We start from the raw sequence: 25,843 nt of genomic DNA, 5'->3' as shown, positions 1-25,843 counted from the left end.
ACCCGGAACAATAATTACGCTGTAATCTTGACGCGTTATTTTGTGTAAGTTAATCTACAGGCGTTCCCTCAAATTTCAATTGACTAACCCTATTTGCAATAAAAGCTATAAACGGCAAGAAAATTATTCAATCTTAGCTGTGTACTGAGCTACTATGGCTACATTAATTACTGGCCAAATCAATAAGGGTAACTTTTATCAGGAGCATAAAAATGAATAACATTTTTACTAAACTTCGAGACTTTGTAGGTCTCAATGAACAGGTGGAATACGAATATTACGAAGAGGAACCGGAAACAGATCCTGGTCGCTACCAGAACCTGTATCAAGAGGAAAATCCCCAAGCACCACCACCAGCACAGGCTAGTGTTCAAAATCGACACTGGCAGGAACCCATGACTACAATGGGTAATGATATAGCCTCAGGATCGAAGCCTACCATGGGGAATGTGATTAACATGCCAGGAGCAATTAACGGAATTTCAGAAGTGTTAGTACTTGAGCCTCGAACATTTGAAGAAATGTCCGAAGCTATTAAAGCACTCAGAGAGCGTAAGTCAGTTGTTTTAAACTTGACGATCATGGATCCTGATCAAGCACAACGAGCTGTAGATTTCGTAGCTGGGGGAACCTACGCCCTGGACGGACATCAAGAGCGCATTGGAGAAAGTATCTTTTTGTTTACCCCCAGTTGTGTGCAAGTTAGTACCCCGGGGACAGTTCTGCATGAAGTACCACAAGCGCCCCCTCGTCCTTCACGTCCCTCAAATACTTCTAGTCAATGGGGTACAGACCTTAACAGAATGGTGCAATGAAGTTCCATTAGTTCAACTCAAATTTTTGATGATTGTAGGAGCAGGTTTAACCAAAATGGTATTATGCCATCAATGAAGGGTTTAAATCTGCTCTGATTGACTATATAACTTAATGACTATTAAATTGGGCTTAATTGGTGGCGGAGTAATGGGAGAAGCGCTATTATCCCGCTTGATTGACCGGGGAATCTATCAACCATCGGAAGTGATGGTCAGTGAACCCCAAACGACACGCCAAAATTATTTAAGGCAAACATATAATGTAAATGTAACTACAGATAATTGTGTTGTATTCACGGAAGCGAGAGAAGTAGTATTATTAGCGGTAAAGCCCCAGGTGTTCAGTGCGATCGCTCAAGAATTAGCAGATGTCCTGACTACAAAAATATCGCCCCTGGTAATTTCGATTTTGGCAGGAGTGTCTTTAAGCCAACTAGAATCAGCATTCCCTGAACTACCAGTAATTAGAGCTATGCCCAACACCCCCGCCACAGTGGGGGAGGGAATTACAGCTTTGTGTTTAGGAGCATATACTAATGGTAAGCATCACAAACTAGCACAGCAAGTTTTTTCGGCAGTGGGGCAAGTGGTAGATGTATCAGAAATGCTCATGGATGCAGTGACAGGACTGTCTGGTAGTGGTCCGGCTTACGTAGCTTTAATGGTGGAATCATTGGCTGATGGAGGAGTAGCCGCAGGTTTACCCAGGGGTCTGGCTAATCAGCTGGCTGTGCAAACTGTATTGGGCACAGCAAAACTCCTCCAAGAACACAAAATCCACCCCGGAGAACTCAAAGACAGGGTAACCAGTCCCGGTGGAACCACTATTGCTGGTATTGCCCAACTGGAAAGGGCAGGATTTCGCTCGGCTTTAATTGAAGCAGTTAAAGCGTCGGCACTGCGATCGCAAGAGTTGGGGAAGTGAGGAAAAATCGCCTCATGACCAAGGGCAAATACCCGTTAATATAGTAAAAAAGTCCGGTTGCAAATTTGATTGAGTGAATTATCCCGCACCATCTCCAGAACTAGACTTAGGGTTAATATTTCCCTTTGCACTGGATCAGTTCCAAAAAGATGCGATCGCGTCCCTAAATTCTGGACGCTCCGTAGTCGTATGTGCCCCTACAGGTTCGGGCAAAACGTTAGTTGGGGAATATGCCATCTATAGGGCCTTATCCCGGGGTAAGCGTGTATTTTACACCACGCCCCTGAAAGCTCTGTCCAATCAAAAATTACGTGATTTTCGTGAGGAATTTGGCTATGAGTTGGTGGGATTGTTAACTGGAGATAATTCCATTAACAGGGATGCACCAATTCTGGTGATGACCACAGAAATCTTCCGCAATATGCTCTATGGCACACCCATAGGGCAGGTGGGCATTTCCCTAGTAGACGTTGAGGCCGTAGTGCTAGATGAGTGTCACTACATGAATGACCGCCAGCGGGGGACAGTTTGGGAAGAATCCATCATCTACTGTCCTCGTGAAATTCAGCTAGTAGCCCTCTCCGCAACTGTTGCCAACAGCGATCAACTCACTGACTGGTTAAATCGCGTTCACGGTCCGACAGACCTGATTTATTCGGATTTTCGTCCCGTTCCCCTAGAATTTTACTACTGCAATCCCAAGGGGCTGTTTCCTCTGCTCAATGAAAGTAAAACTAAAATTAACCCCCGTCTGGCCAATAGAGGCAAAAGAAAACAACAAGACAGGGGCAGAACCGGCAGACCAGAAGCACCGGGGATAGCTTACACCCTCAGTCAGCTACAGCAAAGGGATATGCTCCCGGCGATTTACTTTATATTCAGTCGTCGCGGATGTGATCAGGCGGTGGCAGAAGTTGGTGATTTATGGCTAGTCAATAATGATGAGTCGCAAATATTACGGCGGCAAATTGATGATTTTTTAACCCGAAATCCTGATGCTGGGCGTTCTGGACAAATTGCCCCTCTATACAGAGGTATTGCTGCTCACCATGCCGGAATTTTACCTGCGTGGAAAGGACTAGTAGAGGAACTATTTCAGCAGGGGCTAATTAAAGTAGTATTTGCTACGGAAACCCTGGCAGCAGGGATCAATATGCCAGCCCGGACAACAGTAATTTCTACCCTTTCCAAACGTACTGATTCTGGACATCGCCTACTAAACGCTTCTGAATTCCTCCAGATGGCAGGACGGGCAGGTCGCCGAGGCATGGATCTACAAGGTCATGTAGTTACAGTACAAACCCCCTTTGAAGGCTCAAAAGAAGCGGCGTATTTAGCTACATCTAAACCAGACCCCCTGGTGAGTCAGTTTACACCTAGCTATGGTATGGTACTAAACTTGCTGCAAATCCACACACTTGAACAAGCCAGGGAACTGATAGAACGCAGCTTTGGGCAGTACATGGCAACACTGCATTTAAGACCAGAGTATGAAGAAATTGCCTCGCTACAAACCCAATTAGCCGAACTCAAAGCACAAATCGCCACGGTTAATGAACATGAACTAGCAGTTTATCAGAAATTGCGGCAACGTTTGAAAGTCGAACGCCAGTTATTGACAACACTGCAAGAACAAGCTCTAGAAAGTCGCCAAGAAGAATTTGTGATGATGTTGAGCTTTGCAGTGACAGGAACTCTGTTGAGTCTCAAGGGGAAAGACGTAGATGTGTCTATACCTATAACAGCGGTCTTAGTGGGAAAAACACCTAGTGCTGCTTCAGAAGCTCCTTACTTGGTGTGTTTAGGACAAGATAATCGCTGGTATGTAGTCACAACTGCCGATGTAATCGATTTGTATGCTGAGTTGCCACGGGTGGATGTACCAGAGCAGATCGTACCACCCCCAGATTTACAGTTAAAACCGGGGAAATCACTTCGCGGTAATCACGAAACATTTGCGATCGCTCAACGTATTCCTCAAGTACAAGCCTCATTGTATATGTCCCCAGAAGTAGTAGCACAACTGGGTCGCGTTACCGCAGTCCAAGAGGAATTAGAAGCTAATCCCATCCATAAATCTGGCAATGTCAGCAAGATTTTTAAACGCCGCGCTCGTTATGTGGAATTAGAAGCCGAACTCGAAGAATTACAATTACAAGTCGCGCAACACTCACAACACCATTGGGAAGAATTTGTTAATTTAATTTCTATTTTGGAATACTTTGAGTGTTTAGATAACTTAGTCCCCACACAGTTAGGACAAATTGCTGCCGCCATTCGCGGAGAAAATGAATTATGGCTGGGTTTGGTGTTCGCTAGTGGTCAATTGGACAATTTAGATCCCCACCATCTAGCCGCCGCAGTTGCAGCTTTAGTCATCGAACCCCCCCGCCCAGATAGTAGAGTTCACTTTGAACTTAGTAACGAAGTCGTAGAAGCTTTGGCAACACTGCGGGGAATTCGCCGCAAAATATTTCAACTGCAAAGGCGGTACAATGTCGCTTTGCCCATCTGGTTGGAATTTGAATTAATTGCCATAGTAGAACAGTGGTCTCTGGGGAAACAGTGGACAGAACTCTGTGAGAATACTACTTTGGATGAAGGCGATGTCGTGAGAATTTTACGCCGGACTTTAGATTTATTATCCCAGATCCCCCATGTTCCCCATTTGTCTAAAGATTTCCAGCGTAATGCTTATCGGGCGATGCAATTAATTGATAGGTTCCCAGTTAATGAGGCGGCTGATTAATTACAGCGCATTTCATCGATGTCAGGTATACCAGGGCGGGCACCATGCTCACCCCACAAGAGTTTTAAGATTCATATACTACCTAATCTCCTGCCAAAATCCTATATGTTTATGGCAAACTTCAGATGTAATTAATTTTAAACACTAGCAATTTTTCAAAAGGAAAATAACGATGCGACTATCAAAAATGTTATTTGTTACACTCAGGGATGATCCGGCTGATGCTGAGATTCCTAGCCATAAACTATTACTGCGGGCGGGTTATATTCGTCGTATCGGTAGCGGTATTTATACGTATTTGCCGTTAATGTGGCGGGTATTACAAAAGGTTTCCCAAATTGTCCGGGAGGAAATGAACGCCACTGGAGCACAAGAATGTCTCTTACCCCAGTTACAACCGGCTGAGTTGTGGCAGGAGTCGGGACGCTGGGATACTTACACTAAGGCTGAGGGGATTATGTTTTCCCTGGTTGACCGCCGTGAACAACAGTTGGGATTAGGGCCGACTCATGAGGAAGTGATCACGACTATTGCTCGTGATATGATTCGCTCCTATCGTCAATTACCTTTACATTTATACCAAATTCAAACTAAATTCCGCGATGAGATTCGCCCCCGGTTTGGGTTGATGCGGGGGCGGGAATTTATTATGAAGGATGGTTATTCTTTCCATGTGGATGAGGTCAGTCTTAAGGAAACCTACCAAGATATGTATCAGGCCTATAGCAATATGCTCCGCCGTTCTGGTTTAGCATTCCGGGCTGTAGAAGCTGACTCTGGGGCTATTGGCGGTTCTGGTTCTACAGAATTTATGGTGTTGGCGGATGCTGGAGAGGATGAAGTTCTTTACACTCCAGATGGTAAATATGCCGCTAATGTGGAAAAGGCGGTTTCTTTAGCTGTGGATGCGGTAATCTCTCCGTTTACAACCTATGAGAAACGGGAAACACCAGGAACACAGACTATTGAGCAAGTATGTCAACTGCTCAATTGTTCTCCTACTCAAGTTGTGAAAAATGTCCTTTACCAAACTGTTTATGACAATGGTGTGACTGTATTGTTTTTGGTGAGTATCCGCGGTGACCAAGAAGTGAATGAGGTGAAGTTGCAGAATGAATTGACTAAACTTGCTTCTAACTATGGTGCTAAGGCTATTATTAGCTTGGATGTACCCAATGCCGAAATGCAGCAAACATGGGCGGCTAAATCTTTACCTTTAGGTTATATTGCCCCTAATCTGGGAGATGATTATATTGCGGCTCGTAAGGATTTACATCCTCAGTTTGTCCGGTTAGTTGATAAAACGGCCGTCGATTTAAAAAACTTTGTTACAGGTGCTAATGAATCAGGTTATCACGTTGTTGGTGCTAATTGGGGAGAACAATTTGAGTTACCTAGTTTAGTGGTAGATATACGTAAGGCTAGACCGGGCGATCGCGCTGTTCATGACCCTAATCAAATTCTTCAAACCGCTAGAGGGATTGAAGTAGGACATATTTTTCAATTGGGTACTAAGTACTCCCAAGCTATGGGAGCAATGTATACGAACGAACAAGGGGAAGAAAACCCCCTATTTATGGGCTGTTATGGTGTGGGTGTATCACGACTAGCACAATCGGCTGTAGAACAATCCTATGATAAAGATGGGATTATTTGGCCAGTAGCGATCGCACCTTATCATGCAATTGTCACAATTCCTAACGTTAAAGACGCTCAACAGGTGGAAGTAGCCGAAAAACTGTACACTGAACTTAACAAAGCTGGTGTGGAAACATTACTTGATGACCGGGATGAACGGGCTGGAGTAAAATTTAAAGATGCCGATTTAATTGGTATACCCTACAGAATAGTTACAGGTCGGGCTATTAACAATGGCAAAGTAGAAGTAGTGAAACGCGCCACCCATGAAACTCAAGAAATAGCCATCGAGGAAGTAGTTAATACTCTGGAACAGTGGGTTAATGAGGCATTAGCAGTATAATATACATCCTTGCCGGGGCAGGTATCTTGCCTGCGATTGTATCTATGACCAATAATCAAAGGTTAAGCCCGCCCCCGGTTTGAGAATGGAGGTTACCCGTGGACAGGTTAGCTAAAATTAAAGCTGAAATCAAGTTACTATAGGTGCAGGATGACTTGCTGAAATACCCTCACCCTGGGGATTTTTAATTTCCGTTCCGAAATTGTCTTCAAATTAGCAAAATATCAAGTCAATAGAATTCAGACAAATCAAGCCTTCTTGAGATTTCAAGAAACTCCCACTCATGGATATCGTCTTTTATCAGGCTGCTCTTGTGAACCACACTATCTCAGTCTCCTGTCAGGAACCTTTTAAATATGAACAACCAACAAGGATCTAAACGTATTTCTTCTGGTGTAATTGCAGCAGTCTCAGCAGCAGTTGTATTAGTGGGTGGTGGTGTAGCTTGGCTTGCTTCTAATCAGCCTCCTACACCAATCGGACCATCTCAAACTATTACGCCAAGAGATCCTGTGCAAGGGCAAACACCTCATGTTTACTGGCTTAAACCAAGGGATACAGGGTTGGATTTGGTTCCCCAACCGGTGGAAATAGCTGCTACGCAACCCAACCAAGTTTTAGAAAGAGCCTTCCAAGCTTTATTGGCCGGACCAACAGAAGGGACAGATTCTACAACCATCCCCCCAGAAACCAAGTTGCTGGGGCTGAAAATGGAGAATGGTGAGGTTCATGTTAATTTATCTGAAGATTTTACTAAAGGTGGCGGTTCAACATCGATGGTCGGTCGCATTGGACAAGTTATTTATACAGCCACAACACTAGATCCAAATGCGAAAGTATACATTGAGGTCGAGGGAGAACAGTTGGAGTTTTTAGGTGGGGAGGGTGTGGAAGTGTTGCAGCCATTGACTCGTCAAAGCTTTGAGCAAAACTATCCGCTTTAATCCCCTCCTGCAAAGGTCCAATGTGTACACACAAGTCTAAAACTTTTGATTTGGGTACGGTGTGTTATGGACTTTAGTCCTAACGCACCGAAAATTCAGGATGGTACGTTGCGCTACGCGACAACACACCCTCCAAAAAAGCTACTCAGTTTAAATCAATACATACGGCACTTTTCAAGTAAATAAAGTACACAGCTGAATATCATAAATCTTGTGGGGTGGGCATCGGTGCCCGCCCTTTTGTACCTAACTCAGATGAAAGGCGCTGTAAAAGACTTTATTAGTGGGGTTTGACCTCACCCCCAGCCCCTCTCCTTGCCAAGCAGAGGGGTAGAACCTTTGAGTTCTCGCTTTTTGGGCTGGTGTGTACGCGGCAGAAAAGGTAGGGGATCTCACTCTTGCGTGATTGATATCTTGATAAATTAATACCTAATCGGGGTTAATTCGCATCAAAACTTGGCCATATTCCACCGGTTCGCCATTTTGCAGCAGAATCTCCATGATTTGTCCGGATACTTCTGCCTCAATTTCATTCATCAGTTTCATCGCTTCAATGATACAGACTGTTTGACCGCTACGGACGCGATCGCCCACTTTCACAAAAGGTGCTTCACCTGGTGCGGGAGCGCTATAAAAGGTTCCTACCATGGGGGAAGGAACTTCTACTAGTCTTTTATCAATCAGTGATGGGGGATTTGCTGGTAACTGCACAGTAGAAGCAGTGGCAGTATTATCCAAAACACGACTTGTTCCCACCTCGACGATCTGATTTGGCGATTCGGTAAGTTTCTCTCGCTCTGATTTGCGTACTGTTAGTTCAAAGTCATCGCTTTTAAGTGTTACTTCTGCAATGTCTGTTTGGGCGATAGTTGCCAGTAGTTGGCGGATTTCATTAAATTCCAATGGCACAGTTTTTATTACCTCGACCTAACCGTAAGTCAAAATTATCAATGTGGCAGGGATTTAATCCCTATATATAGGGACTGAAATCAAAATTGCTTGGTGGTCACAAAGTCAACTTATTCCCTGCCTAAGTATTTATCTTCACGGGTATCAATTTTGATACGCTCACCCTGAGCAACAAACAATGGCACCATGATGATTGCTCCTGTTTCCAGAGTAGCTGGCTTAGTTCCACCTGTAGCCGTATCACCCTTGATACCTGGATCGGTTTGGACAATTTCCAAGACCACAGAGTTGGGTAATTCCACCTCTAGAACTTGCTCCCCCCAACGAACAACGTTAACTTCCATACCTTCTTTCAGGTACTTGACGCGATCGCCTATTTGCGCTGCGCTCAATCTGCTTTCCTCGTAGGTTTCCATATCCATAAAGACGAACTCATCGCCCTCTTTATAGGTATGCTGCATCGTGCTTTTTTCCAAATTGGCTTGTGGTACAGTTTCCCCGGCGCGGAATGTTCTTTCTAGCACCTTGCCAGTTTGGACACTCTTGAGAGTTGTACGTACAAAGGCAGAACCTTTGCCTGGTTTAACGTGGAGAAATTCTACTACTCGCCATACAGACCCATCCAAGACAATTGATACACCGGGTCGAAAGTCGTTACTAGAGATCATGAAGCTTTAAGTTTTGGAAGACAATCGGCATTTATTGTACCCTTCAAGAGTCGTAATTAGTAGTTAATCATCAAGTAATTAGTCAATTCATTCAGGTATGGTGAGTCAGCGCGGTCTTTTTGGTTGGCAGCAACAAGCAACTCACAAACCCTACAGGAAAGACTAGACCGTGATAGATAATTTTCGCCCCGATCCTAAATTCCCTCATTACTCAGCACTCGTACTGTGGGAAGATGATTGATGGGTTAAGCCCAGCCAACAATGTGATGTTGCATTTGAGTTATTCCATCATGTTTAACATATTAAAATCCTGGCTGAAAAACAGCCTAATGGGAATATTGTTAATAACAATATTTTTAGGCATAAATACAGCTACCTGGACTCCTCCTAGTCACGCAGCCCTGCCATCTGGAAATGCCATTACTGAAGGCAAGGCTTTATTAAGGTATGCACTCCCGATAGAGAATAAACCAGTCCGGCGACTGCAAGCCAGTTTAGAGGATATCTCTACCCAACTGCGGGCAAATCGGCGATGGGGTGCTATCTCTAGCGACCTGAAAACAGCGTCACGGATTCTCGATAGACCTAACCAAATCCTAGCAAGCGTTCCCGAAGAACGCCAACCTCAAGCCGAAGCTTGGATTAACCAGTTAAAATCTGGGGTCGATTCACTCCAAGCAGCGGTACAACTTAAAGATAAACAACAAGTTCTAGAAGGTAGAAATAAACTCCTCGATGTAGTCACCCAGTTAGAAGAATCAATGGTGACTGCATTCCCCTTTGAAGTACCTGCTGAGTATAGTAACCTGCCTCAACTCAAAGGTCGGGCTACAGTGGCTGTTAAAACTAACAAAGGTGACTTGACTGTGGTGGTAGACGGTTATAGCGCCCCCGTCACAGCTGGTAACTTTGTGGATTTAGTGCAACGAGGTTTTTATGACGGTTTAGAATTTACCCGTTCAGAAGAGTCTTACGTGCTGCAAACCGGAGATCCACCAGGAAAAGAATTAGGTTTCATTGATCCGAAAACTGGCAAATACCGCCCTATTCCTTTAGAAATATTAGTGGAAGGCGAGAAAGAACCCACTTATGGCATTACTCTTGAAGAAGCCGGGCGTTATCTCGATATGCCAGTTCTGCCTTTTTCTTCCTTTGGCGCATTGGCAATGGCTCGCCCAGAAGGTGAAGTAAATGGAGGTTCTTCTCAATTTTTCTTCTTTTTGTTTGAGCCAGAACTCACTCCTGCCGGACGAAACCTCTTAGACGGTCGCTATGCGGTTTTTGGCTATCTTATTGATGGTAAGGAAATTTTGGATAAGCTCAAAGAAGGTGACAAAATTGAATCGGCAACTGTGATTCAAGGAATAGAAAACTTGGTTCAGCCGTCAGCCGCCTAGAAAGGTAGAGATTCCTAAATAAATACGAAAGTTTGGGGAGTTTTTAATTATACTCCTCTTTTATTTGACTAATCACTAATGACTCAAATTAAAGATATTGGCGAACAAGGTATTTTAGAGAAATTGCAGCGTTTCTGCCCCCCAGGAATGATTGGGGATGATGCCGCTGTCCTTTTAACCTCACCAGAAAAATCTTTAGTAGTCACAACAGATGTGCTGGTGGATGGTGTGCATTTTAGTGATGTCACCACATCCCCAGAAGATGCTGGTTGGCGGGCTGTGGCTGCTAATTTATCCGATTTGGCAGCAATGGGGGCCACTCCCATGGGCATTACCATCGGTTTGGCGCTACCAGGGGAGGTGATGGTGAGTTGGGTTGAGCGCTTATATCAAGGAATGACAGAATGCCTCCAGAAATACAATACCGTCATTGTTGGCGGTGACATCGTGCGATCGCCCGTCACCACCATAGCCATTACTGCCTTTGGTCAAGTTCATCCCCAAAGGATTATCCGACGTTCTGCGGCGCAAGTGGGTGATGCGATCATGGTCACTGGTGTTCATGGAGCATCCCAAGCCGGCTTACAATTGCTCTTACATCCCGAATTGAGGCAAAACCTCACCGATGCAGAACAAAGGACACTAATCACAGTACACCAGCGCCCACAACCCAGATTAGATGTTTTACCCATACTCTGGCAAATTCTCGAATCCTATTCCCCATCCCACCACCCCCCTATAGCCGGTATGGACAGCAGCGACGGCTTGGCAGATGCCATTTTGCAAATTTGCCGCGCCAGTGGTGTTGGCGCTATCCTACAAAGCAGCCTAATCACCTTACCAGGTAGTTTTCAGCATTGGCTGACACCAGAAAAAGCTCTAGAATATGCCCTTTACGGCGGTGAAGACTTTGAATTAGTGCTGTGCCTACCAGAAGTTATTGCCAATCACTTGGTGACAACACTCGGTGAAAGCGCCGCCATAGTGGGAACTATTACCACAGGTTCCCAAGTAGTCCTACAAGATAAAGAGCAAAAAAAACGCGAAAAATTACAAATTTTCCGCGCATTTCAACATTTTACCCATTGACACTCTCACCGTTGTGCCTTTGGCTGTAACAGGAGATTCTTGCCTTAGAGGTTTGTCTGGCTTCCAGTTATCTTTGTTTTGAAAACCCCACCAGACTCACCTCCACAAGCATCTATTTAACGTCCACTGGCTGTCCAACAGCAGACAACAAAAAACTAGTTATTTATCGTTTCTTTCCTATCGCAAGATCTGTTGCTCTTGCTTCAGTTACAGATGATTTCAAAGTCATCACTAATTACTAATGACTAAACCCACTTTTGGGCTACCAGTTCTGCTAAATCTAGAACTCTTTGGCTGTAACCCCACTCATTGTCGTACCAAGCCATCACCTTCACCATATCATTACCCATGACTAAAGTCAAGTTGGCATCGACAATCGAAGATGCATCAGTACCTTGATAATCTGAAGAGACCAATTGTAGTTCGCTGTAGTCCAAAATGCCCTTGAGTGGACCTTCAGAAGCCTCCTTGAGAGCTTGATTCACTTCTTCAGTAATAGTACGTTTTTCAACTTGAACTACGAAATCTACCATTGAAACGTTAGGAGTTGGTACCCGCAAAGCCACACCATTAAGTTTACCTTTGAGGTCTGGGATTACTAGTGCTACTGCTTTTGCTGCACCAGTGGAGGTGGGAACAATGTTAATAGCTGCAGCCCGTGCGCGTCGTAAATCCCGGTGAGAAGCGTCTAGCAAACGCTGGTCGCCGGTGTAGCTGTGGGTGGTGGTCATCGTACCTTTGATGATCCCGAATTTGTCGTTTAATACCTTGGCTATCGGAGCCAAGCAGTTGGTAGTACAGCTGGCGTTACTAATGATGTTGTGCTGGTTGTGGTCATATTCGTGATGATTCACTCCCATGACAAAAGTACCATCCTCGTTTTTACCAGGTGCGGTGATCAGAACTTTTTTCGCTCCAGCATTCATGTGCTTTTGCGCTCCCTCTCGGCTGGTAAATACGCCTGTTGCTTCGATAATCAGATCAATTCCCCACTCTTTCCAAGGTAAGTTTTCTGGGTTGCGATCTGATACGCATTTAATAGTCTTACCATTAACGATGATGGAGTTGTCATCGGCTGTAATATCAGCATTCTTTAACTTCCCAAGCATTGAGTCATACTTGAGGAGATGAGCATTAGTTCTAGGGTCTGATGTGTCATTGACAGCAACAAGCTCAATGTTGCTATTTTCTCTGCCTACCCAGCAGCGTGCAAAGTTACGTCCGATGCGCCCAAAACCATTGATTGCGACTCTAATCACAGTGTCTTACCCTCTGTATTTATGCCTATAAATTGATATCTTTGACCCCAATCATATCGCAAAGGGGGGAGTATTAATAACCATAAATTTTCAGATCGATCAAAAAAACACATATTTTATTCAGATTTATCTGAGTAGAGGTTGTGAGTATTAATGTAGGATCTGACGGATTCCGGGACTAAATAACCAATTGACAGGCTTTCCCGGCAAAGTCTCCGAATCAGACTTGAGGAAATTCCTATTAAAGGTATGTCCAATAGTTGCCAGCGAATAGTTAGCGACTGCTGTGTGAGTTGTTGCTCCACTTGCTTGCATATCAGCTCGCTTTGATCTGTCGTCTCACCACCTAGCTGTCGGGGAGCGATTAACCAATCACACATTTGTACTAGTTCCCGTCCACGATACCAACGGGGTAAAGTTTGAAATGTATCCAAACCCGTAATCCAGTACCAGTGAGTATCTGCATAACAACTAGATAAGTCCATGAAGGTATTGATGGCATAGGAGGTTCCAGAGCGTTTTGCCTCGATGGAGGAGACGGTAAATGCTGAGTTTCCTCTTGTGGCTAATTTCAACATTTCCCAGCGATTTTTAAACAAAGCCACTTTTTTATGGGGTGGGTTTAGTGATGGTACCCAAATCACCTTTGACAGAGGTACTTGATATAAAGTTGTTTTGGCTACGAGTAAATGTCCCCAATGAACTGGGTCAAATGTGCCACCAAAGATTCCGATGTGCTGCATTCAGTCATACCTAAACTTGATTCCATATCGCCAGATGATAATACAAATATACTATCTGGCTCAAGCTGACTGGAGAAGTTTCATGGAAAATTTCTCAATTTAAAACTATTTCCACTATTAATAATGTATGACTGTAGCCAACATCACTCAAGAACTGAGTAAAAGGTATTGCGAAATACAATATTTTCTGTCCCGATGCGGCATCAACTCTCAGAATAATCTTAATAACAGTTCCGAAATAGCCAAAACGTTCAAGAAAGGTAAAATCATTCTCAATCAGCAAAAAAACAGAGGAAAATAATCTGAATATCAGGTATAAACAAAATGCAAGTGCAGTTAGTCTAAAAATCAAATTCCTGGTATGATACGCGTGTCATTTGTGATTATGGTGTGGTGTCAGAGGACTCATCAATGAATAATTATGTAGATTTTAGCGGCCGACCATTTCATTTCATTGGAATTGGTGGCATCGGTATGTCTGCCCTAGCATACATTCTGGCCAAGCGTCAAATGCCAGTATCAGGTTCTGACCTTCGTCCGAGTCATATTACGTGCAAGTTGGAGTCGATCGGAACACATATTTTTGGCAGACAGGAGGCTAGTAATCTCGAGTTCTTTCGATCTCGTGAATCAGCTCATAAAGTAATATTAAACTCACCAGAAATATTAGCCGTAGGTAGTAACTCAACACTGCCTCAAGTTGTTTGTTCAACGGCAATTAATGCCAACAATTTGGAATACAAAGCAGCACTGGAATTAGGATGTCCAATTTTGCATCGTTCAGATGTACTAGCAGCCTTGATTTCAGACTACTATAGCATCGCAGTTGCAGGAACCCACGGTAAAACTACTACCAGTAGCATGATTGGCTATATGCTCTTACAAGCTGGTTTAGACCCCACAATTCTGGTGGGTGGTGAGGTTGACGCTTGGGAAGGAAATGCACGATTAGGGGAAAGCAAGTATTTGGTAGCTGAGGCAGATGAATCTGATGGTTCCCTGGTGAAACACAGTCCCGAAATTGGCATTATTACTAATATTGAACTTGATCATCCTGACCACTATGAGACCTTAGAAGAAGTAGTTAGCATCTTCCAAAAATTTGCCTCTAGTTGTAAAATCCTTATAGGTTGTATTGATTGTGATACGGTACGCCATCGTTTCCAACCGACAATTAGCTACAGCCTCAATCCAGAAACAGATGCTGATTATACTGCTACTAATATTGATTATCGCGCTGATGGTACCACAGCCCTGGTTTGGGAGAAAGGCAAACCCTTGGGAGTATTGAATTTGCGTTTGCTCAGTCGGCATAATCTCAGCAATGCCCTGTCGGCAGTAGCTGTTGGTCGAGCCTTGGGTTTAGAGTTTGGCACAATTGCCAAGAGCATTGCCACTTTTGCAGGTGCTAGAAGACGCTTCGAGTTGCGCGGAGAAGTTGGCGGTATTACCTTTATCGATGACTATGCCCACCACCCCAGTGAAATTCGCGCTACTCTTGCTGCAGCACGTCTCCAGTCCAGACCAGGGCAAAGAGTAGTTGCTATTTTTCAACCCCATCGCTACAGTCGCACACTCACCTTCTTAGAAGAATTTGCTGAGTCTTTCGCCCATGCTGATTTAGTTATACTTACAGATATTTACAGTGCTGGCGAACCTAATTTAGGGCAAATTAGCGGTGAACAACTTGCAGTAGCAATAGCCAAACAGCATCCACAGGTGCTTTATGAACCTCATTTACCCTTAATGAGTGAATTCTTGGTACAAACCCTGCGTCCCGGAGATTTAGCACTATTTCTAGGTGCTGGGAATTTAAATCAGGTCATCCCTGAAGTAATTACTACACTTTGTGAACCTGTTACAGCCACATCCTAGATGAGGAAGAACAATTACGGTGGACACTGAGTTACCCCAAGGTTTTTTCCTCTGGCAATGATTCTATTGCCGTATTTTTACGGCATTTAAATGTAAAAATTTCACAAATTTATCTCAAGATGAAAATCTCCCAGGCACTTGGAAATGTCTGCACAGTTTTTGACTCAATTACAGAGAAGCAGGAAAGACAAGATTTAGGTGATAGTAAAATAATTTACTTAAAAGATACGGATTGCGCTATTAAGTCACAAGTTTCTTTATCTGCATTTACTTCTTATAGAGTAGGGGGAGCGGCAGAATGGTACGTTGCTCCTCGTAATTTAGAAGCACTACAGGCTAGTGTTGAGTATGCTAAAACACAAGATTTAGGCGTAATAGTACTGGGTGCAGGTTCCAACCTATTGGTGAGCGATCGCGGTTTACCGGGTTTAGTAATTTCTACTCGTCATCTGCGCCATAGTCACTTTGATCCCCAAACAGGTCAATTAACTGTGGCGGCGGGAGAATCAATTCCCAATCTGGCATGGGAAGCAGCAAAATTAGGTTGGGAAGGATTAGAGTGGGCTGTTGGTATCCCCGGTACAGTTGGGGGTGCTGTGGTCATGAATGCCGGGGCCCATCATAGCTGCATTGCAGATATGTTAGTGAGTGCTCAGGTACTTTTACCCGATGGTACCTTAGAAACTCTGACGGCGGACCAGATAGGTTACAGCTATCGAACTTCATCACTGCAAAATCGTGAATCTTCTACAGGGAACCCTTGCCAACGCATTGTTACCCAAGCCACCTTTCAACTCCAACCAGGTATCGATCCAGCACGAGTTTTGCAAGTAACAAAGGAACACAAAAAACATCGACTAAATACCCAACCCTACAATTTCCCTAGCTGTGGCAGTGTCTTCCGTAATCCTACACCTTATGCTGCTGGTTGGTTAATTGAACAAACAGGTTTAAAAGGACACCAAATTGGCGGAGCGCAAGTAGCACTATTACACGCTAATTTCATCGTCAATCGTGGTGGGGCTAAGGCCAGCGATATTTTCTGTCTGATTCGTCATATTCAACAGCAAGTACAAGAACATTGGTCAATTTGCTTAGAGCCAGAAGTAAAAATGATCGGTGAGTTTCAGGTGGCTGCTTAGGGGAATAAAGATTAGTAATAAAACAGGCAAGCTACCGACCCCATCTATAATGAAATTTGGTTTAATATTAAACGCACGCTGGGAAAATCAGTTATGACAGGAAAAGGACAGGGATTCGGTTTTGGTGGTCTAGGAAAAATGAAAGAACTCGCCGACGCTTTCAAAAAGGCGCAGCAAGTTCAAGAAGGCGCCAGACAGCTTCAAGAACAATTGGAGCAAATGGAGATTGAGGGAGAGTCCGGCGGTGGACTCGTGAAGGTAATTGTCAGTGGTAACCAAGAACCCAGACGGGTGGAAATTGCCCCAGAGGCCCTAGCACAGGGTGCAGAATTACTTTCTGACCTCGTAACAGTCGCCATGAAAGATGCCTATAGCAAGTCCACCGCAACAATGCGCGAACAAATGGAAGTCTTGACCAGCGGTCTGGAACTCCCTAATTTTTAATCGTTAGCTGTAGAGACGCCATGGGTTGCGTCTCTACACTCAAAAACCATTAAACTAGTGTCTGTAGATTTTTGACCCTGGAGGGTTGCTAAGTAGAATTTTTATGCCTTATAAGCTGCTGTTTGTTTGCCTGGGGAATATCTGTCGCTCCCCATCGGCAGAAAATATTATGAATCATCTTATTGACCAGTCTGGATTGAGCGATCGCATCCTCTGCGACTCTGCTGGTACATCCAGTTATCACATTGGTAGTCCGCCAGATAGACGCATGAGTGCGGCTGCTAGTGCAAAGTTAGGAATTAAACTGCGTGGTCACGCGCGGCAATTTCAAAAATTAGACTTTCAGGAATTTGATATGATATTGGCAATGGATCAAGAGAACTATGAGAATATCCTGGCTCTTGACCCCAGTGGGCAGTATGACCATAAAGTTTACTTAATGTGTAAGTTCTGCTCTCGCTATACCCTCAAGGAAGTTCCAGACCCTTACTATGGTGGAGTGGAAGGCTTCCATCAAGTGATTGATTTACTTGTGGATGCTTGTGAAGGTCTACTCACATACATTACCAGTCAGCAAGTAGAAAGCTAAATCTATTCAACCAAGCCATGGGTAATAGCAAAGCGCACTAGCTCCGCTCGGTTGCTGGTTTCAGTTTTTCTTAATAAACTGCTAACATACTTTTCTACAGTTCTCGGGCTCAAGTGTAGTTCACCTCCTATATCAGCATTAGATAAACCATGAGTCAACAGTTCCAAAACTTCTTGTTCTCTGGGGGTCAAGGATAGGAACTGATGGGATTCCCCAATACCGTCCATAGAGAATTTGGCATTGTCACCTCTTTGGAAGGTATGAAATTGCCTAAATTCTCTTTATAAGACCGGCGGTATTCAGATCGAATAATTTGCGATCGCTCTAAAAGATTACGAATTGCTGCTGCTAACTCCTCGAGTTCAAATGGCTTAGGTAAATACAAATCGCAGCCAGACTGGTAGCCAAGAATTCTTTCCTGGGTTTTAGTGCGTGCTGTTAATAAAATTACAGGTAATAACCGGAATGTCGGTTGCTGCCGTACCCGACGCACCAGTTCATAGCCGTTTATTCGTGGCATAATAATATCAGTAACAATCAAATCAGGATGGTAATTCTCTACCATTCCCAAAGCTTCTTGACCGTCATTCGCCGTCACTACGGAGTAGCCAGACAGTTCAAGATAATCACTAATGGATAGACGAGTGCCCGGGTCGTCATCCACAACAAGAATAGTCAAGGGCATGGACAATACACCCCTAGCATTTTTTAACTCAGATTAACGGATTTATCCGAGGTACATCAGTGAACGCAAGCAGAAATAGTATTCTTATGTTTCATAGTATGACACGATTACCAGCTCTTGAGTCTCTTATTTTTGATTTATGAGGAAAACCTTAAATACTGAGTCAGTATTGCCAAATTACAACCAAGTTCGATTTGGAATGCTGAAAGGCTATAGGTAGCTTTTTAACTCTTAACAATAAACCAACCATCTACAGATAATACTCGCTATAGTGTAAATTAATATTTACTCTCCTCTAACTTTTAATTGACAATTGAAAAAAGTTAAATTAAAAGAATATGGACTAACGCTGATATGAATATCACACTTACAGCCAATCCAAACATTTTTCCAGCACATTTAAGTACAAAAAAGTTTTTCAATGAGCGAAAAGAGCGAAAGCTACAAAGTTATTAGTGACAACCGTCAAGCCCGTTATTTGTATGAAATCCTAGAAACCTTTGAAGCGGGAGTTGAGTTGACAGGAACAGAAGTTAAATCAATTCGAGCCGGTAGAGTTAATCTCCAAGATGGTTATGCGTTGATTCGTGATGGCGAAGCATGGCTAATCAACGTCCATATTTCTCCTTACAACGCTAGTGGTCAATATTTTAATCATGAGCCGCGTCGTACCCGCAAGCTGTTACTACATCGGCAAGAAATTCGTAAGTTAATTGGGAAGGTGGAACAGCAAGGTTTAACACTAGTGCCATTAAAAATGTACCTCAAACGAGGCTGGGTAAAAGTGAGTATAGCCCTTGGTAAAGGTAAAAAAATCCATGACAAACGTGAATCCCTCAAAAAACGGCAAGATCAACGTGATATGCAACGAGCGATGAAAAATTATTAAGCTTCATTGACCTCTCTATATATCCTCAGTGTGAGTTTAGAGAAAGCCGAGTTTATGGCTACGGATTGATTGGGTGAGTTATGGGAATCGATAAACTAGTGGGTAAAGTTGGAAGGGATGAGAGATTTTCACCATGACACCTATTTTGACCAAAGCAGTTGGTGCTGGCTTTCTCACTTTGAGTATGGCAATATTACCTTTAACTCTACCTGTAAATGCCCAAGTTACTGAACCGAGAGTTGAGACTACACCCAGAACAACAGTTTACGAACGCCAGGATTTTGATTGGGGTTGGTTAGGATTAATTGGTCTATTTGGTTTGGCTGGTTTAGCTGGTAGAAAAAGTGGCGGGGAACCTACTGCTTATCGTGAACCCACTGCTCCTAGTACTACAACATATAGGGACTAAGCCTTGATACTTTCCCGGCTGAAGCTGCGGATATTGTTGGTTCAACGAGTCCACTTAGATTAGACTCCTTGCGACATCTAACCCAGAGGAGGTTCTCTCTTAATCACGTTACTTTGGGGAAGCCCTCCCCTAGCTGGATGATTCCTAATTTTGTTGGACTTAATACTGTTCGTGCAACTTTTAAGCTAATCAAAGCGATTAAACTAGATTAACTACGGCATCCGTCAATTCTGACTCCTCAGAAAGCACGATAGAATCATGGGTCACGGTGAAGGCAGTTGCTTGCAAAGCACGCAATAAAATATTGCGTGCGCCATTTACATCGCGAGAAATCTGTATTCCGCAATGTGGACATTTAAAAACTTTGTTTCCACCTAATTTATGGTGAACATGACCGCAGTTACCACAGGTTTTTGATGTATATGATTCGTTACAAAGAACGACTATTACACCTTTTCTTTGTGCAGCTTGCTTGAGATGTCGCTCAAATTTGTAATGGGAAAGAGTCAGCATTTGCCGTACAGACTTACTGTTGATTTTGCGTTTCTTCCCGTTACGTCTTTTAATCACCATTTGACTAGAATCAAAGGTTGGTAAGTAAATTACTTTGTAGGAATTAACAAGCAAGTTAACAGCTTTGTTATGCAAATCTTTAATTAAATTCTCAATTCTTTCTCTTACACGATTAGCAGCAATACGCATCTTTCTACGTTGACGGCATCTTGTTTTGGTAGATTTTACCTATTCGCAGCGGAAGGGAGTAGAACTATGGAATAGAAACCCATATCTACACTTGTCAAGTTGCAGATTGCCGTTAGGCAGTTAGATTTTTATACAGGTTCTTTACCGTTCGGTGTTGATATCAATATATCACAAAATTACTCAGGCGTAAACGCATTAAACAGCCTTCTCCCAAGGGGAGACGCTGCGCGAACATCCATTGCCTAAAGTACAGAATATGGCTGCATCCGCCTGTTCCTCAAGGATTTTCGGCATTTTGGTTATAAAACTTCACAATTACTTCGCCACGGTGAGTTCATTTGTGGCTCCTGAATTCTGCTGTTGATTGGACTTTAGCTTGGTCTGGGTTTTCCGTGAGTTGAAGTCACATTTTGACTGTGGTCTTCAGGTATGGGTGTCCAGTAACTAGCAATTATAGCCACCATTAACCACCAAAGCGTATTGACTTCAGGACGAAACCAAATAGTATCTACAGTCCCATGAGCTAGCATCCCCGTTACAGTAGCCAATGCTCCCATCAACCAAAATCCCTCTACACTCCTAGATTGCCGCAATCGTCGCACTTGTACAAATGCTTTATTAAACGTCACAATCATCAGCCATAAGAAACAGCCTAAACCCGCCAAACCAGTTTCTACAGCCACCTCTAAAAAAACAGAATAGGCACTTAAAGCCGTATAACGAGGACGTTGGTAGAGTGGATAAACTTGATTAAAAGAGTTATGACCGGGGCCAATCCCAATCATGGGGCGATCGCGAATCATCTCAAACACAGCATCCCAAACATTTCTACGAAAATTATTACTGCTATCTTGACGACCCGAAAAAATACTTAAAACTCTCAGGCGCACTGGCTCGACAAATATCACTGCTAGCAACAGTAACCCAATCATACCTCCCAGAATTATCGGCAGTGACCAAGTACGCCAAAAAGGAGGCATTTCCACACTCCACCAGTAAACTAGTAAGGCCATGGCAGTCAGTACAGCCACTACTAGACCAATCCAGCCACCACGACTAAAAGTGAGAACTAAACAAGCAGCATTAGCTGTAAACATAGTTAATGCTAAAGCTTTCTTGATCCTGCTATCCCAAGCAAAAATTGCTACTAGGCTTAAAGCTACCGCCGGTACAAGATATCCAGCCAATAAATTGGGGTTACCTAAATAACTATAAACCCTAGTTGTCTGAGCTAGAGGAGATTCTGGGTCTACCCAAGTTGCTAGTGATCGAGCTTTGAAAAACCACTGCCGCAACCCGTATATACTTACTACTAAAGATATATGTAAATACAGGATAATTATCCAAGACCGCACACGAGGCGATCGCAACACCCTAGCACACAGGGCAAACAGCAGTAGATAAAGTGTTAATACTACCAAATCTTTAAACGCTGCTTGCTTGACTGGTGATAACGCTGTAGAGACTAGAGCAATTGCCCAGTAAAGTAACACCAGCAGATGAATGGGGGTAAATAACGGCGTATTTGCCGGTGCTGATTCATCAGATAAGGTCAACAACAGCCAAAATCCGACACAAGCTAATAGTAACAGTCCGACTAAGCTACTGGATACAAAAGGGGCAAGAGCATATAGCAAGCTAAGGAAAACTACTGCGATGCTGTCTCCCCACTGCATCAAAATGCTACTTTGCCGCCAAGAGTGTAATAACCCCACCAAATAGCGGCGTAAGTAGCTTGTTTCCAGATATTCTTTGATTGGTAAATCAGATAAAGTAAATCGTTGCCAGAGTAAATTCATTATGGGTTAACAACAAAATATTAATTTTCAACAGGGAGGGATTGGGGGAGGGGTGTCAACTAGCGCCCGTGCCGTCATGTCGAAATAACCCGAATAACGGAGCCAGAATAATCCCAAAAGCAAAGCCGCCAATGTGTGCCCAGTAAGCAACTCCGCCTGTTTCCACACTCATATTAGCAGCGGCTTGCAGACTGGCTAGACCGGATATCACATTCTGGATGACAAAAATCCCTATGAGAATAATTGCCGGTATCCTGATGGTAGTGACAAAAAAACCGAGAAAAGCTAAGGTTAAAATTCTCGATTGCGGAAACCGCATCACGTATGCACCCAGAATCCCAGCGATCGCACCACTAGCGCCTAAAGAAGGAATGGTAGAATTCATACTGATAAACCACTGACATAAGGCTGCTAAAGCACCGCACGACAAATAAAAAATTAGATACTTGAAGTGTCCCATACGGTCTTCAACATTGTTACCAAAGACCCAGAGAAATACCATATTTGAGAGCAGATGCCACCAACCACCGTGTAAAAATTGTGATGTAAATAGAGCTGTCCACTCTTGGGAAAAATTAGTGGTTAACTGTTGTGGTATGACGGCGTACATCCCGAAAAATTGCTCTAGCTCTTGACCTGATAGACTGAGTTCATGAAGAAAGACAACAATATTCAAACCAATCAACCCGTAAGTTAAATACGGAGTGGTTCGCGCGGGGTTTTCATCATAGAGAGGAAACACAGGTGTTTTTCCTAATTATTATCGGTTAATTGCAATATAGCCTGTCTTGCCATAGCAAATTGCTCAACAGTATGAATTAGGCGATGATGTCTCGCCCCCATAATAATAAATAGTTTGTCGTGGAAAGCAAAGATTTCTACCAGCAGGTATGGCTACGCCACGCCACCTATTAAAGATAAGCTCAATTACCAACTATAAACCAAATCCCGCATCATAGATAATAGATGGGGGTAAAATTCTCACTACAAACTTTGATTATTACTTGATGAGTAGATAGACAATGCAGATTATCCAGTCTCTCCATACAGCAATTCTCGTGACTGACTTAGAAAAAGCGGAAAATTTTTATGGAACAATATTGGGATTGTCCAAAATCGAGCGATCCTTAAAGTATCCCGGTGTATGGTATCAGGTGGGGAACTATCAACTTCATCTCATAGTTGCAAATACTGTCCCTACCGATAAACCTAATCAAAAATGGGGACGCAATCCTCATATAGCCTTTTGTGTAGCTGATTTGGATCATGCTCAACAGGAATTACTCCATCACAACTATCCCATTCAAGTTAGTGCTTCGGGTCGCGCTGCTTTGTTCACTCAAGACCCGGATGGGAATATCATCGAACTGAGTCAGCAATGAAAATTATTGCTTATGCTTACAGTAACCCCCTGTTAGAATCTTCTCCTCATCCCCATGATTGGGGGTGGGAGGTTGATTCTATATATGAAGATTTGGGTCAGAGATCGCAGTTGCAAAAATTAATCACAGACTGTAAAACTCAACCAGCAGATTATCTCCTCATCCGTAGTTTAGGGGAATTGGGGGATACTTTGGAGGAAGTGAGCGATCGCTTGCATGAACTCGAAGCAATGGGGATCATGATTATTGCTACGGAACAACCCTATACTTCCCAAAGTTCGCGTGTAGACTCGGATTTGTGGAAATTGCTTCAGGAAATCGCAAATCAGCAGCATAGCCGCCGTATCCGCCAAGGACACGCATCTAATCGTCTACAAACCCTCACCTCCTCCGGGTAAAGCTCCCTATGGCTATCGTCGTAGTAAAGAAAAATATACTATTGACCGCAGTACAGCAACTGTAGTTAAAGATTTTTTTGAACACTTTTTACTTTACGGTTCCCTACGGGGTGCAGTTGGTTATTTAGCCAAGAAATATGGTAAGAAAATTTCTGTTACTACAGGGAGACGCTGGCTAACTAATCCCGTTTATCGCGGTGATACAGCTTATCACCATCATCAAATTATTTCTGATACCCATATCCCCATTATTTCTAGGGAAGAAGGGGCTCAAGTTGACCGCATCTTACGCCGCAACAGTCGTTTACCTTCTCGAACCGCCAGCGCACCCCGTTCTTTAGCTGGTTTAGTTATTTGTGGTGAGTGTCAGTCACATACAACAGTTACCCGCGTCACCGGGCGCAACCAAGATAAAGAGTATCTTTATTTACGTCCTATTAGCTGTAAGCGACGGACTAAATGTCGGGCGATCGCCTACCATGACGTATTACAGCATACTATTAAAATTATTTGCCGTGACTTAGCTCTGGCTGTGGACGGAATGGACTTTCCCCAATTGGATAATATTAAGAATAGTCTGGTACAAGCGATCGCAAATCAGCAACAAATACTCCAGCAGTTACCAGCTTTAGTGGAAACGGGGATTTTGGATGACGAAACAGCCAAGTTAAGGGCTTACAAACTGCGCACTGGAATTTCTCAACTCCAAGCAAAACTAGCAACACTTCCCCCAGTCAACTTGCGTTCTGTTGCTCAAGCTGTTTCCATTCCCCAATTTTGGTTAGACTTATCAGAAGCAGAAAGGAGGTTTTACTTTCGAGAATTTATCAAACAAATTCAAATTATTCGCCACGATCAAGACTGGGAGTTACGCCTAATTTTTATTTTTTAGCAGCAGATGTATTTGCTTTACCTGTATTGCGCACATTTATAAATTTACCCAGCAAATCAAACCAAAATGGTGCACCCATGGCAATTGCAATTCCACTTACAAACCAACCGAAAATCATAGTTAAAAATTTCTTGATGGAGAAATAACCCTGTTTACTAGGCTCCCAGTCAAGTTGTTGTTTTAAATTCATAGCACTCCAACCAATAGGTAAGACAATTTCTGCTAATACATCTTCAGTTTGTTTTTTGACTTCTGCTAAATTTCCAGATGCATTAAGATTATTATTCTTCACTATTTGCCCAGCGTTATTCACAATAGCAATCCTGACAGCAGAATCTTTTGATAGTCTGTTTACAATATGAAATGCATCAGCATTTGCAATGACTGCCATGCTAAAGCCAATTAAAAGTGCTACTCCTTTAGCATTTCGTTTGTATACTCCGGCAGATCGCTCCATTGATTGATTAAATGTCTGTTCTAGTTCTTGCTGTAATATATAAATTGCTTCTTGTGTATTTTGAGCTTTTGTTTCGGCACGCTTTGCTAAACTAGCCATATTCTTAATTACAGATTGCGGCAGTTTTGCCCTCAACTTTTCAAATGTTTTATCGGCTTCAATATTTTGGTTTTTAAATTCATTTAGTAATCCTTGGTGAACCTCACTACCTATATTGATTAACTGCACAACTTCATTAATATGAGGTCTTAAACCTTTGAGGGAAATAGTTTTTTCAAGCTCGTTAAACATATCCCCTCGGAGGAATCTCAGTTTTTGTAAGGCTTTTCCGGCGAAAAACTCATCTGGCATATCTTCCTGAAAAATATATATGTATTTATCTAAACTTTGTGCCATGCGATTCATGGTAATCAGCAAGTCAGCTTTTTGTTTACAGAAATCATCAATAATTTCGGTAAAGCTTTTCTCAACTAATTCTGTAAATTCTTGGTAGATATTAACTGAAAATTGCGTTATGTGGTCATCTATACTATTTACTTGTGTGTGAAACTTCAATAAAATATTTTGGATCTCATGTAACTGTTCATCTTTAAAATTTATCAGTCTTGATTCAGTTAACTTATGAACTAGTTCTGGTATACCTAATGTTTCTATGAGGGTCGTAGCAAAAGTATCCGCTGCCATATAAGAAGGGGCGCTGT

General features: G+C 43.1%; 22 protein-coding genes and 2 pseudogenes. 15 read left to right on the top strand and 9 right to left on the bottom strand.

Annotated features, from left to right (window positions below; all coding sequences use genetic code 11):
* Positions 1-212: 212 nt before the first annotated feature.
* From AC6IZ0_RS02435 to AC6IZ0_RS02415, 5 genes are all read left to right on the top strand, one after another.
* Positions 213-815, top strand: a complete 603-nt coding sequence (locus tag AC6IZ0_RS02435) for a cell division protein SepF (RefSeq protein ID WP_497724934.1) — start codon at positions 213-215, stop codon at positions 813-815.
* A gap of 112 nt (positions 816-927) precedes the next feature.
* Entirely contained in the window at positions 928-1,740 is an 813-nt protein-coding gene (proC, locus tag AC6IZ0_RS02430; protein WP_497724932.1) for a pyrroline-5-carboxylate reductase, read from the top strand.
* A 73-nt stretch (positions 1,741-1,813) separates the two neighbouring features.
* Complete coding sequence (locus AC6IZ0_RS02425) at positions 1,814-4,489, top strand: DEAD/DEAH box helicase (protein WP_497724931.1); 2,676 nt, start codon at positions 1,814-1,816, stop codon at positions 4,487-4,489.
* Positions 4,490-4,661: 172 nt separating this feature from the next.
* Positions 4,662-6,470, top strand: a complete 1,809-nt coding sequence (locus AC6IZ0_RS02420) for a proline--tRNA ligase (protein ID WP_497724930.1) — start codon at positions 4,662-4,664, stop codon at positions 6,468-6,470.
* Between the two features lie 356 nt (positions 6,471-6,826).
* Positions 6,827-7,414: a GerMN domain-containing protein gene (locus AC6IZ0_RS02415; RefSeq protein WP_280792229.1), complete on the top strand. Its 588-nt coding sequence runs from the start codon at positions 6,827-6,829 to the stop codon at positions 7,412-7,414.
* A 429-nt stretch (positions 7,415-7,843) separates the two neighbouring features.
* Here the strand turns inward: AC6IZ0_RS02415 and accB are convergent, their stop codons facing one another.
* Entirely contained in the window at positions 7,844-8,323 is a 480-nt protein-coding gene (gene accB, locus AC6IZ0_RS02410) for an acetyl-CoA carboxylase biotin carboxyl carrier protein (protein WP_271731126.1), read from the bottom strand.
* Between the two features lie 110 nt (positions 8,324-8,433).
* Positions 8,434-8,991, bottom strand: coding sequence for an elongation factor P (efp, locus tag AC6IZ0_RS02405; protein ID WP_271731125.1), 558 nt, complete (start codon positions 8,989-8,991; stop codon positions 8,434-8,436).
* 290 nt (positions 8,992-9,281) lie between these two features.
* Between efp and AC6IZ0_RS02400 the strand changes: the two genes are divergently transcribed.
* Positions 9,282-10,388, top strand: coding sequence for a peptidylprolyl isomerase (locus tag AC6IZ0_RS02400; RefSeq protein ID WP_497724928.1), 1,107 nt, complete (start codon positions 9,282-9,284; stop codon positions 10,386-10,388).
* A gap of 78 nt (positions 10,389-10,466) precedes the next feature.
* On the top strand, positions 10,467-11,477 hold the full coding sequence (gene thiL / locus AC6IZ0_RS02395; RefSeq protein WP_497724927.1) for a thiamine-phosphate kinase: 1,011 nt from the start codon (positions 10,467-10,469) through the stop codon (positions 11,475-11,477).
* A 245-nt stretch (positions 11,478-11,722) separates the two neighbouring features.
* Here the strand turns inward: thiL and AC6IZ0_RS02390 are convergent, their stop codons facing one another.
* Positions 11,723-12,736 carry a type I glyceraldehyde-3-phosphate dehydrogenase gene (locus AC6IZ0_RS02390; protein WP_271731122.1) on the bottom strand — a complete coding sequence of 338 codons (1,014 nt, stop codon included), beginning with the start codon at positions 12,734-12,736 and terminating at the stop codon, positions 11,723-11,725.
* Between the two features lie 116 nt (positions 12,737-12,852).
* The gene (nadD, locus tag AC6IZ0_RS02385) at positions 12,853-13,479 is read right to left on the bottom strand and encodes a nicotinate (nicotinamide) nucleotide adenylyltransferase (protein ID WP_497724925.1); all 627 of its coding nucleotides are present in this window, start codon (positions 13,477-13,479) and stop codon (positions 12,853-12,855) included.
* A 411-nt stretch (positions 13,480-13,890) separates the two neighbouring features.
* Here nadD and murC point away from each other — a divergent pair, with 411 nt between their 5' ends.
* The 4 genes from murC (at position 13,891) to AC6IZ0_RS02365 (ending at position 17,529) form a co-directional block, all read left to right on the top strand.
* Positions 13,891-15,354 carry a UDP-N-acetylmuramate--L-alanine ligase gene (gene murC, locus AC6IZ0_RS02380; RefSeq protein WP_497724923.1) on the top strand — a complete coding sequence of 488 codons (1,464 nt, stop codon included), beginning with the start codon at positions 13,891-13,893 and terminating at the stop codon, positions 15,352-15,354.
* Positions 15,355-15,473: 119 nt separating this feature from the next.
* Positions 15,474-16,496 (top strand): UDP-N-acetylmuramate dehydrogenase, encoded by a 1,023-nt coding sequence (gene murB / locus AC6IZ0_RS02375; protein WP_271731118.1) that lies wholly within the window; start codon positions 15,474-15,476, stop codon positions 16,494-16,496.
* 93 nt (positions 16,497-16,589) lie between these two features.
* Complete coding sequence (locus AC6IZ0_RS02370; RefSeq protein ID WP_271731116.1) at positions 16,590-16,940, top strand: YbaB/EbfC family nucleoid-associated protein; 351 nt, start codon at positions 16,590-16,592, stop codon at positions 16,938-16,940.
* Positions 16,941-17,043: 103 nt separating this feature from the next.
* Positions 17,044-17,529 (top strand): low molecular weight protein-tyrosine-phosphatase, encoded by a 486-nt coding sequence (locus tag AC6IZ0_RS02365; protein WP_271731115.1) that lies wholly within the window; start codon positions 17,044-17,046, stop codon positions 17,527-17,529.
* A gap of 2 nt (positions 17,530-17,531) precedes the next feature.
* On the opposite strand, the pseudogene AC6IZ0_RS02360 reads toward AC6IZ0_RS02365, so the two are convergent.
* Positions 17,532-18,214: pseudogene (locus tag AC6IZ0_RS02360) on the bottom strand (response regulator transcription factor).
* Positions 18,215-18,635: 421 nt separating this feature from the next.
* Between AC6IZ0_RS02360 and smpB the strand changes: the two are divergent.
* Both smpB and AC6IZ0_RS02350 read left to right on the top strand, forming a co-directional pair.
* Positions 18,636-19,103: an SsrA-binding protein SmpB gene (gene smpB / locus AC6IZ0_RS02355; RefSeq protein ID WP_271731112.1), complete on the top strand. Its 468-nt coding sequence runs from the start codon at positions 18,636-18,638 to the stop codon at positions 19,101-19,103.
* A gap of 133 nt (positions 19,104-19,236) precedes the next feature.
* Positions 19,237-19,512, top strand: a complete 276-nt coding sequence (locus AC6IZ0_RS02350) for a WGxxGxxG family protein (protein WP_271731110.1) — start codon at positions 19,237-19,239, stop codon at positions 19,510-19,512.
* Between the two features lie 198 nt (positions 19,513-19,710).
* Here AC6IZ0_RS02350 and AC6IZ0_RS02345 read toward each other — a convergent pair whose 3' ends face one another.
* From AC6IZ0_RS02345 to AC6IZ0_RS02335, 3 genes are all read right to left on the bottom strand, one after another.
* Positions 19,711-20,214 carry an RNA-guided endonuclease InsQ/TnpB family protein gene (locus AC6IZ0_RS02345; protein WP_497724920.1) on the bottom strand — a complete coding sequence of 168 codons (504 nt, stop codon included), beginning with the start codon at positions 20,212-20,214 and terminating at the stop codon, positions 19,711-19,713.
* A gap of 371 nt (positions 20,215-20,585) precedes the next feature.
* Positions 20,586-22,013, bottom strand: coding sequence for an IctB family putative bicarbonate transporter (locus AC6IZ0_RS02340; protein WP_271731106.1), 1,428 nt, complete (start codon positions 22,011-22,013; stop codon positions 20,586-20,588).
* A 55-nt stretch (positions 22,014-22,068) separates the two neighbouring features.
* The gene (locus tag AC6IZ0_RS02335; RefSeq protein WP_271731104.1) at positions 22,069-22,755 is read right to left on the bottom strand and encodes a rhomboid family intramembrane serine protease; all 687 of its coding nucleotides are present in this window, start codon (positions 22,753-22,755) and stop codon (positions 22,069-22,071) included.
* 280 nt (positions 22,756-23,035) lie between these two features.
* On the opposite strand from AC6IZ0_RS02335, the gene AC6IZ0_RS02330 reads away from it, so the two are divergent.
* A complete protein-coding gene (locus AC6IZ0_RS02330; protein ID WP_271731102.1) occupies positions 23,036-23,395 on the top strand; it encodes a VOC family protein in 360 nt (119 codons plus the stop codon).
* Positions 23,392-24,685 (top strand): annotated as a pseudogene (locus AC6IZ0_RS02325) (recombinase family protein). Before AC6IZ0_RS02330 ends, AC6IZ0_RS02325 begins: the two are co-directional and overlap by 4 nt.
* Here AC6IZ0_RS02325 and AC6IZ0_RS02320 read toward each other — a convergent pair.
* Positions 24,675-25,826: a hypothetical protein gene (locus tag AC6IZ0_RS02320; RefSeq protein ID WP_497724918.1), complete on the bottom strand. Its 1,152-nt coding sequence runs from the start codon at positions 25,824-25,826 to the stop codon at positions 24,675-24,677. The pseudogene AC6IZ0_RS02325 and the gene AC6IZ0_RS02320 overlap by 11 nt on opposite strands.
* Between the last annotated feature and the right edge of the window lie 17 nt (positions 25,827-25,843).

The sequence above is a fragment of the Anabaenopsis sp. NIES-4685 genome (assembly GCF_059725405.1).
Note: the sequence above shows the minus strand (reverse complement) of the source record. Positions and strands in the feature narration are given on the sequence as shown.

What these genes read in the sequence shown, in the direction of transcription:
- proC (WP_497724932.1), top strand. Translation starts at nt 928, where the DNA reads ATGACTATTAAATTGGGCTTAATTGGTGGCGGAGTAATGGGAGAAGCG.
- AC6IZ0_RS02330 (WP_271731102.1), top strand. Translation starts at nt 23,036, where the DNA reads ATGCAGATTATCCAGTCTCTCCATACAGCAATTCTCGTGACTGACTTA.
- AC6IZ0_RS02415 (WP_280792229.1), top strand. Translation starts at nt 6,827, where the DNA reads ATGAACAACCAACAAGGATCTAAACGTATTTCTTCTGGTGTAATTGCA.
- AC6IZ0_RS02350 (WP_271731110.1), top strand. Translation starts at nt 19,237, where the DNA reads ATGACACCTATTTTGACCAAAGCAGTTGGTGCTGGCTTTCTCACTTTG.
- nadD (WP_497724925.1), bottom strand. Translation starts at nt 13,479, where the DNA reads ATGCAGCACATCGGAATCTTTGGTGGCACATTTGACCCAGTTCATTGG.
- thiL (WP_497724927.1), top strand. Translation starts at nt 10,467, where the DNA reads ATGACTCAAATTAAAGATATTGGCGAACAAGGTATTTTAGAGAAATTG.
- efp (WP_271731125.1), bottom strand. Translation starts at nt 8,991, where the DNA reads ATGATCTCTAGTAACGACTTTCGACCCGGTGTATCAATTGTCTTGGAT.
- AC6IZ0_RS02370 (WP_271731116.1), top strand. Translation starts at nt 16,590, where the DNA reads ATGACAGGAAAAGGACAGGGATTCGGTTTTGGTGGTCTAGGAAAAATG.
- AC6IZ0_RS02400 (WP_497724928.1), top strand. Translation starts at nt 9,282, where the DNA reads ATGTTTAACATATTAAAATCCTGGCTGAAAAACAGCCTAATGGGAATA.
- smpB (WP_271731112.1), top strand. Translation starts at nt 18,636, where the DNA reads ATGAGCGAAAAGAGCGAAAGCTACAAAGTTATTAGTGACAACCGTCAA.
- murB (WP_271731118.1), top strand. Translation starts at nt 15,474, where the DNA reads ATGAAAATCTCCCAGGCACTTGGAAATGTCTGCACAGTTTTTGACTCA.
- AC6IZ0_RS02345 (WP_497724920.1), bottom strand. Translation starts at nt 20,214, where the DNA reads ATGCGTATTGCTGCTAATCGTGTAAGAGAAAGAATTGAGAATTTAATT.
- AC6IZ0_RS02365 (WP_271731115.1), top strand. Translation starts at nt 17,044, where the DNA reads ATGCCTTATAAGCTGCTGTTTGTTTGCCTGGGGAATATCTGTCGCTCC.
- AC6IZ0_RS02320 (WP_497724918.1), bottom strand. Translation starts at nt 25,826, where the DNA reads ATGGCAGCGGATACTTTTGCTACGACCCTCATAGAAACATTAGGTATA.
- AC6IZ0_RS02435 (WP_497724934.1), top strand. Translation starts at nt 213, where the DNA reads ATGAATAACATTTTTACTAAACTTCGAGACTTTGTAGGTCTCAATGAA.
- AC6IZ0_RS02420 (WP_497724930.1), top strand. Translation starts at nt 4,662, where the DNA reads ATGCGACTATCAAAAATGTTATTTGTTACACTCAGGGATGATCCGGCT.
- AC6IZ0_RS02340 (WP_271731106.1), bottom strand. Translation starts at nt 22,013, where the DNA reads ATGAATTTACTCTGGCAACGATTTACTTTATCTGATTTACCAATCAAA.
- murC (WP_497724923.1), top strand. Translation starts at nt 13,891, where the DNA reads ATGAATAATTATGTAGATTTTAGCGGCCGACCATTTCATTTCATTGGA.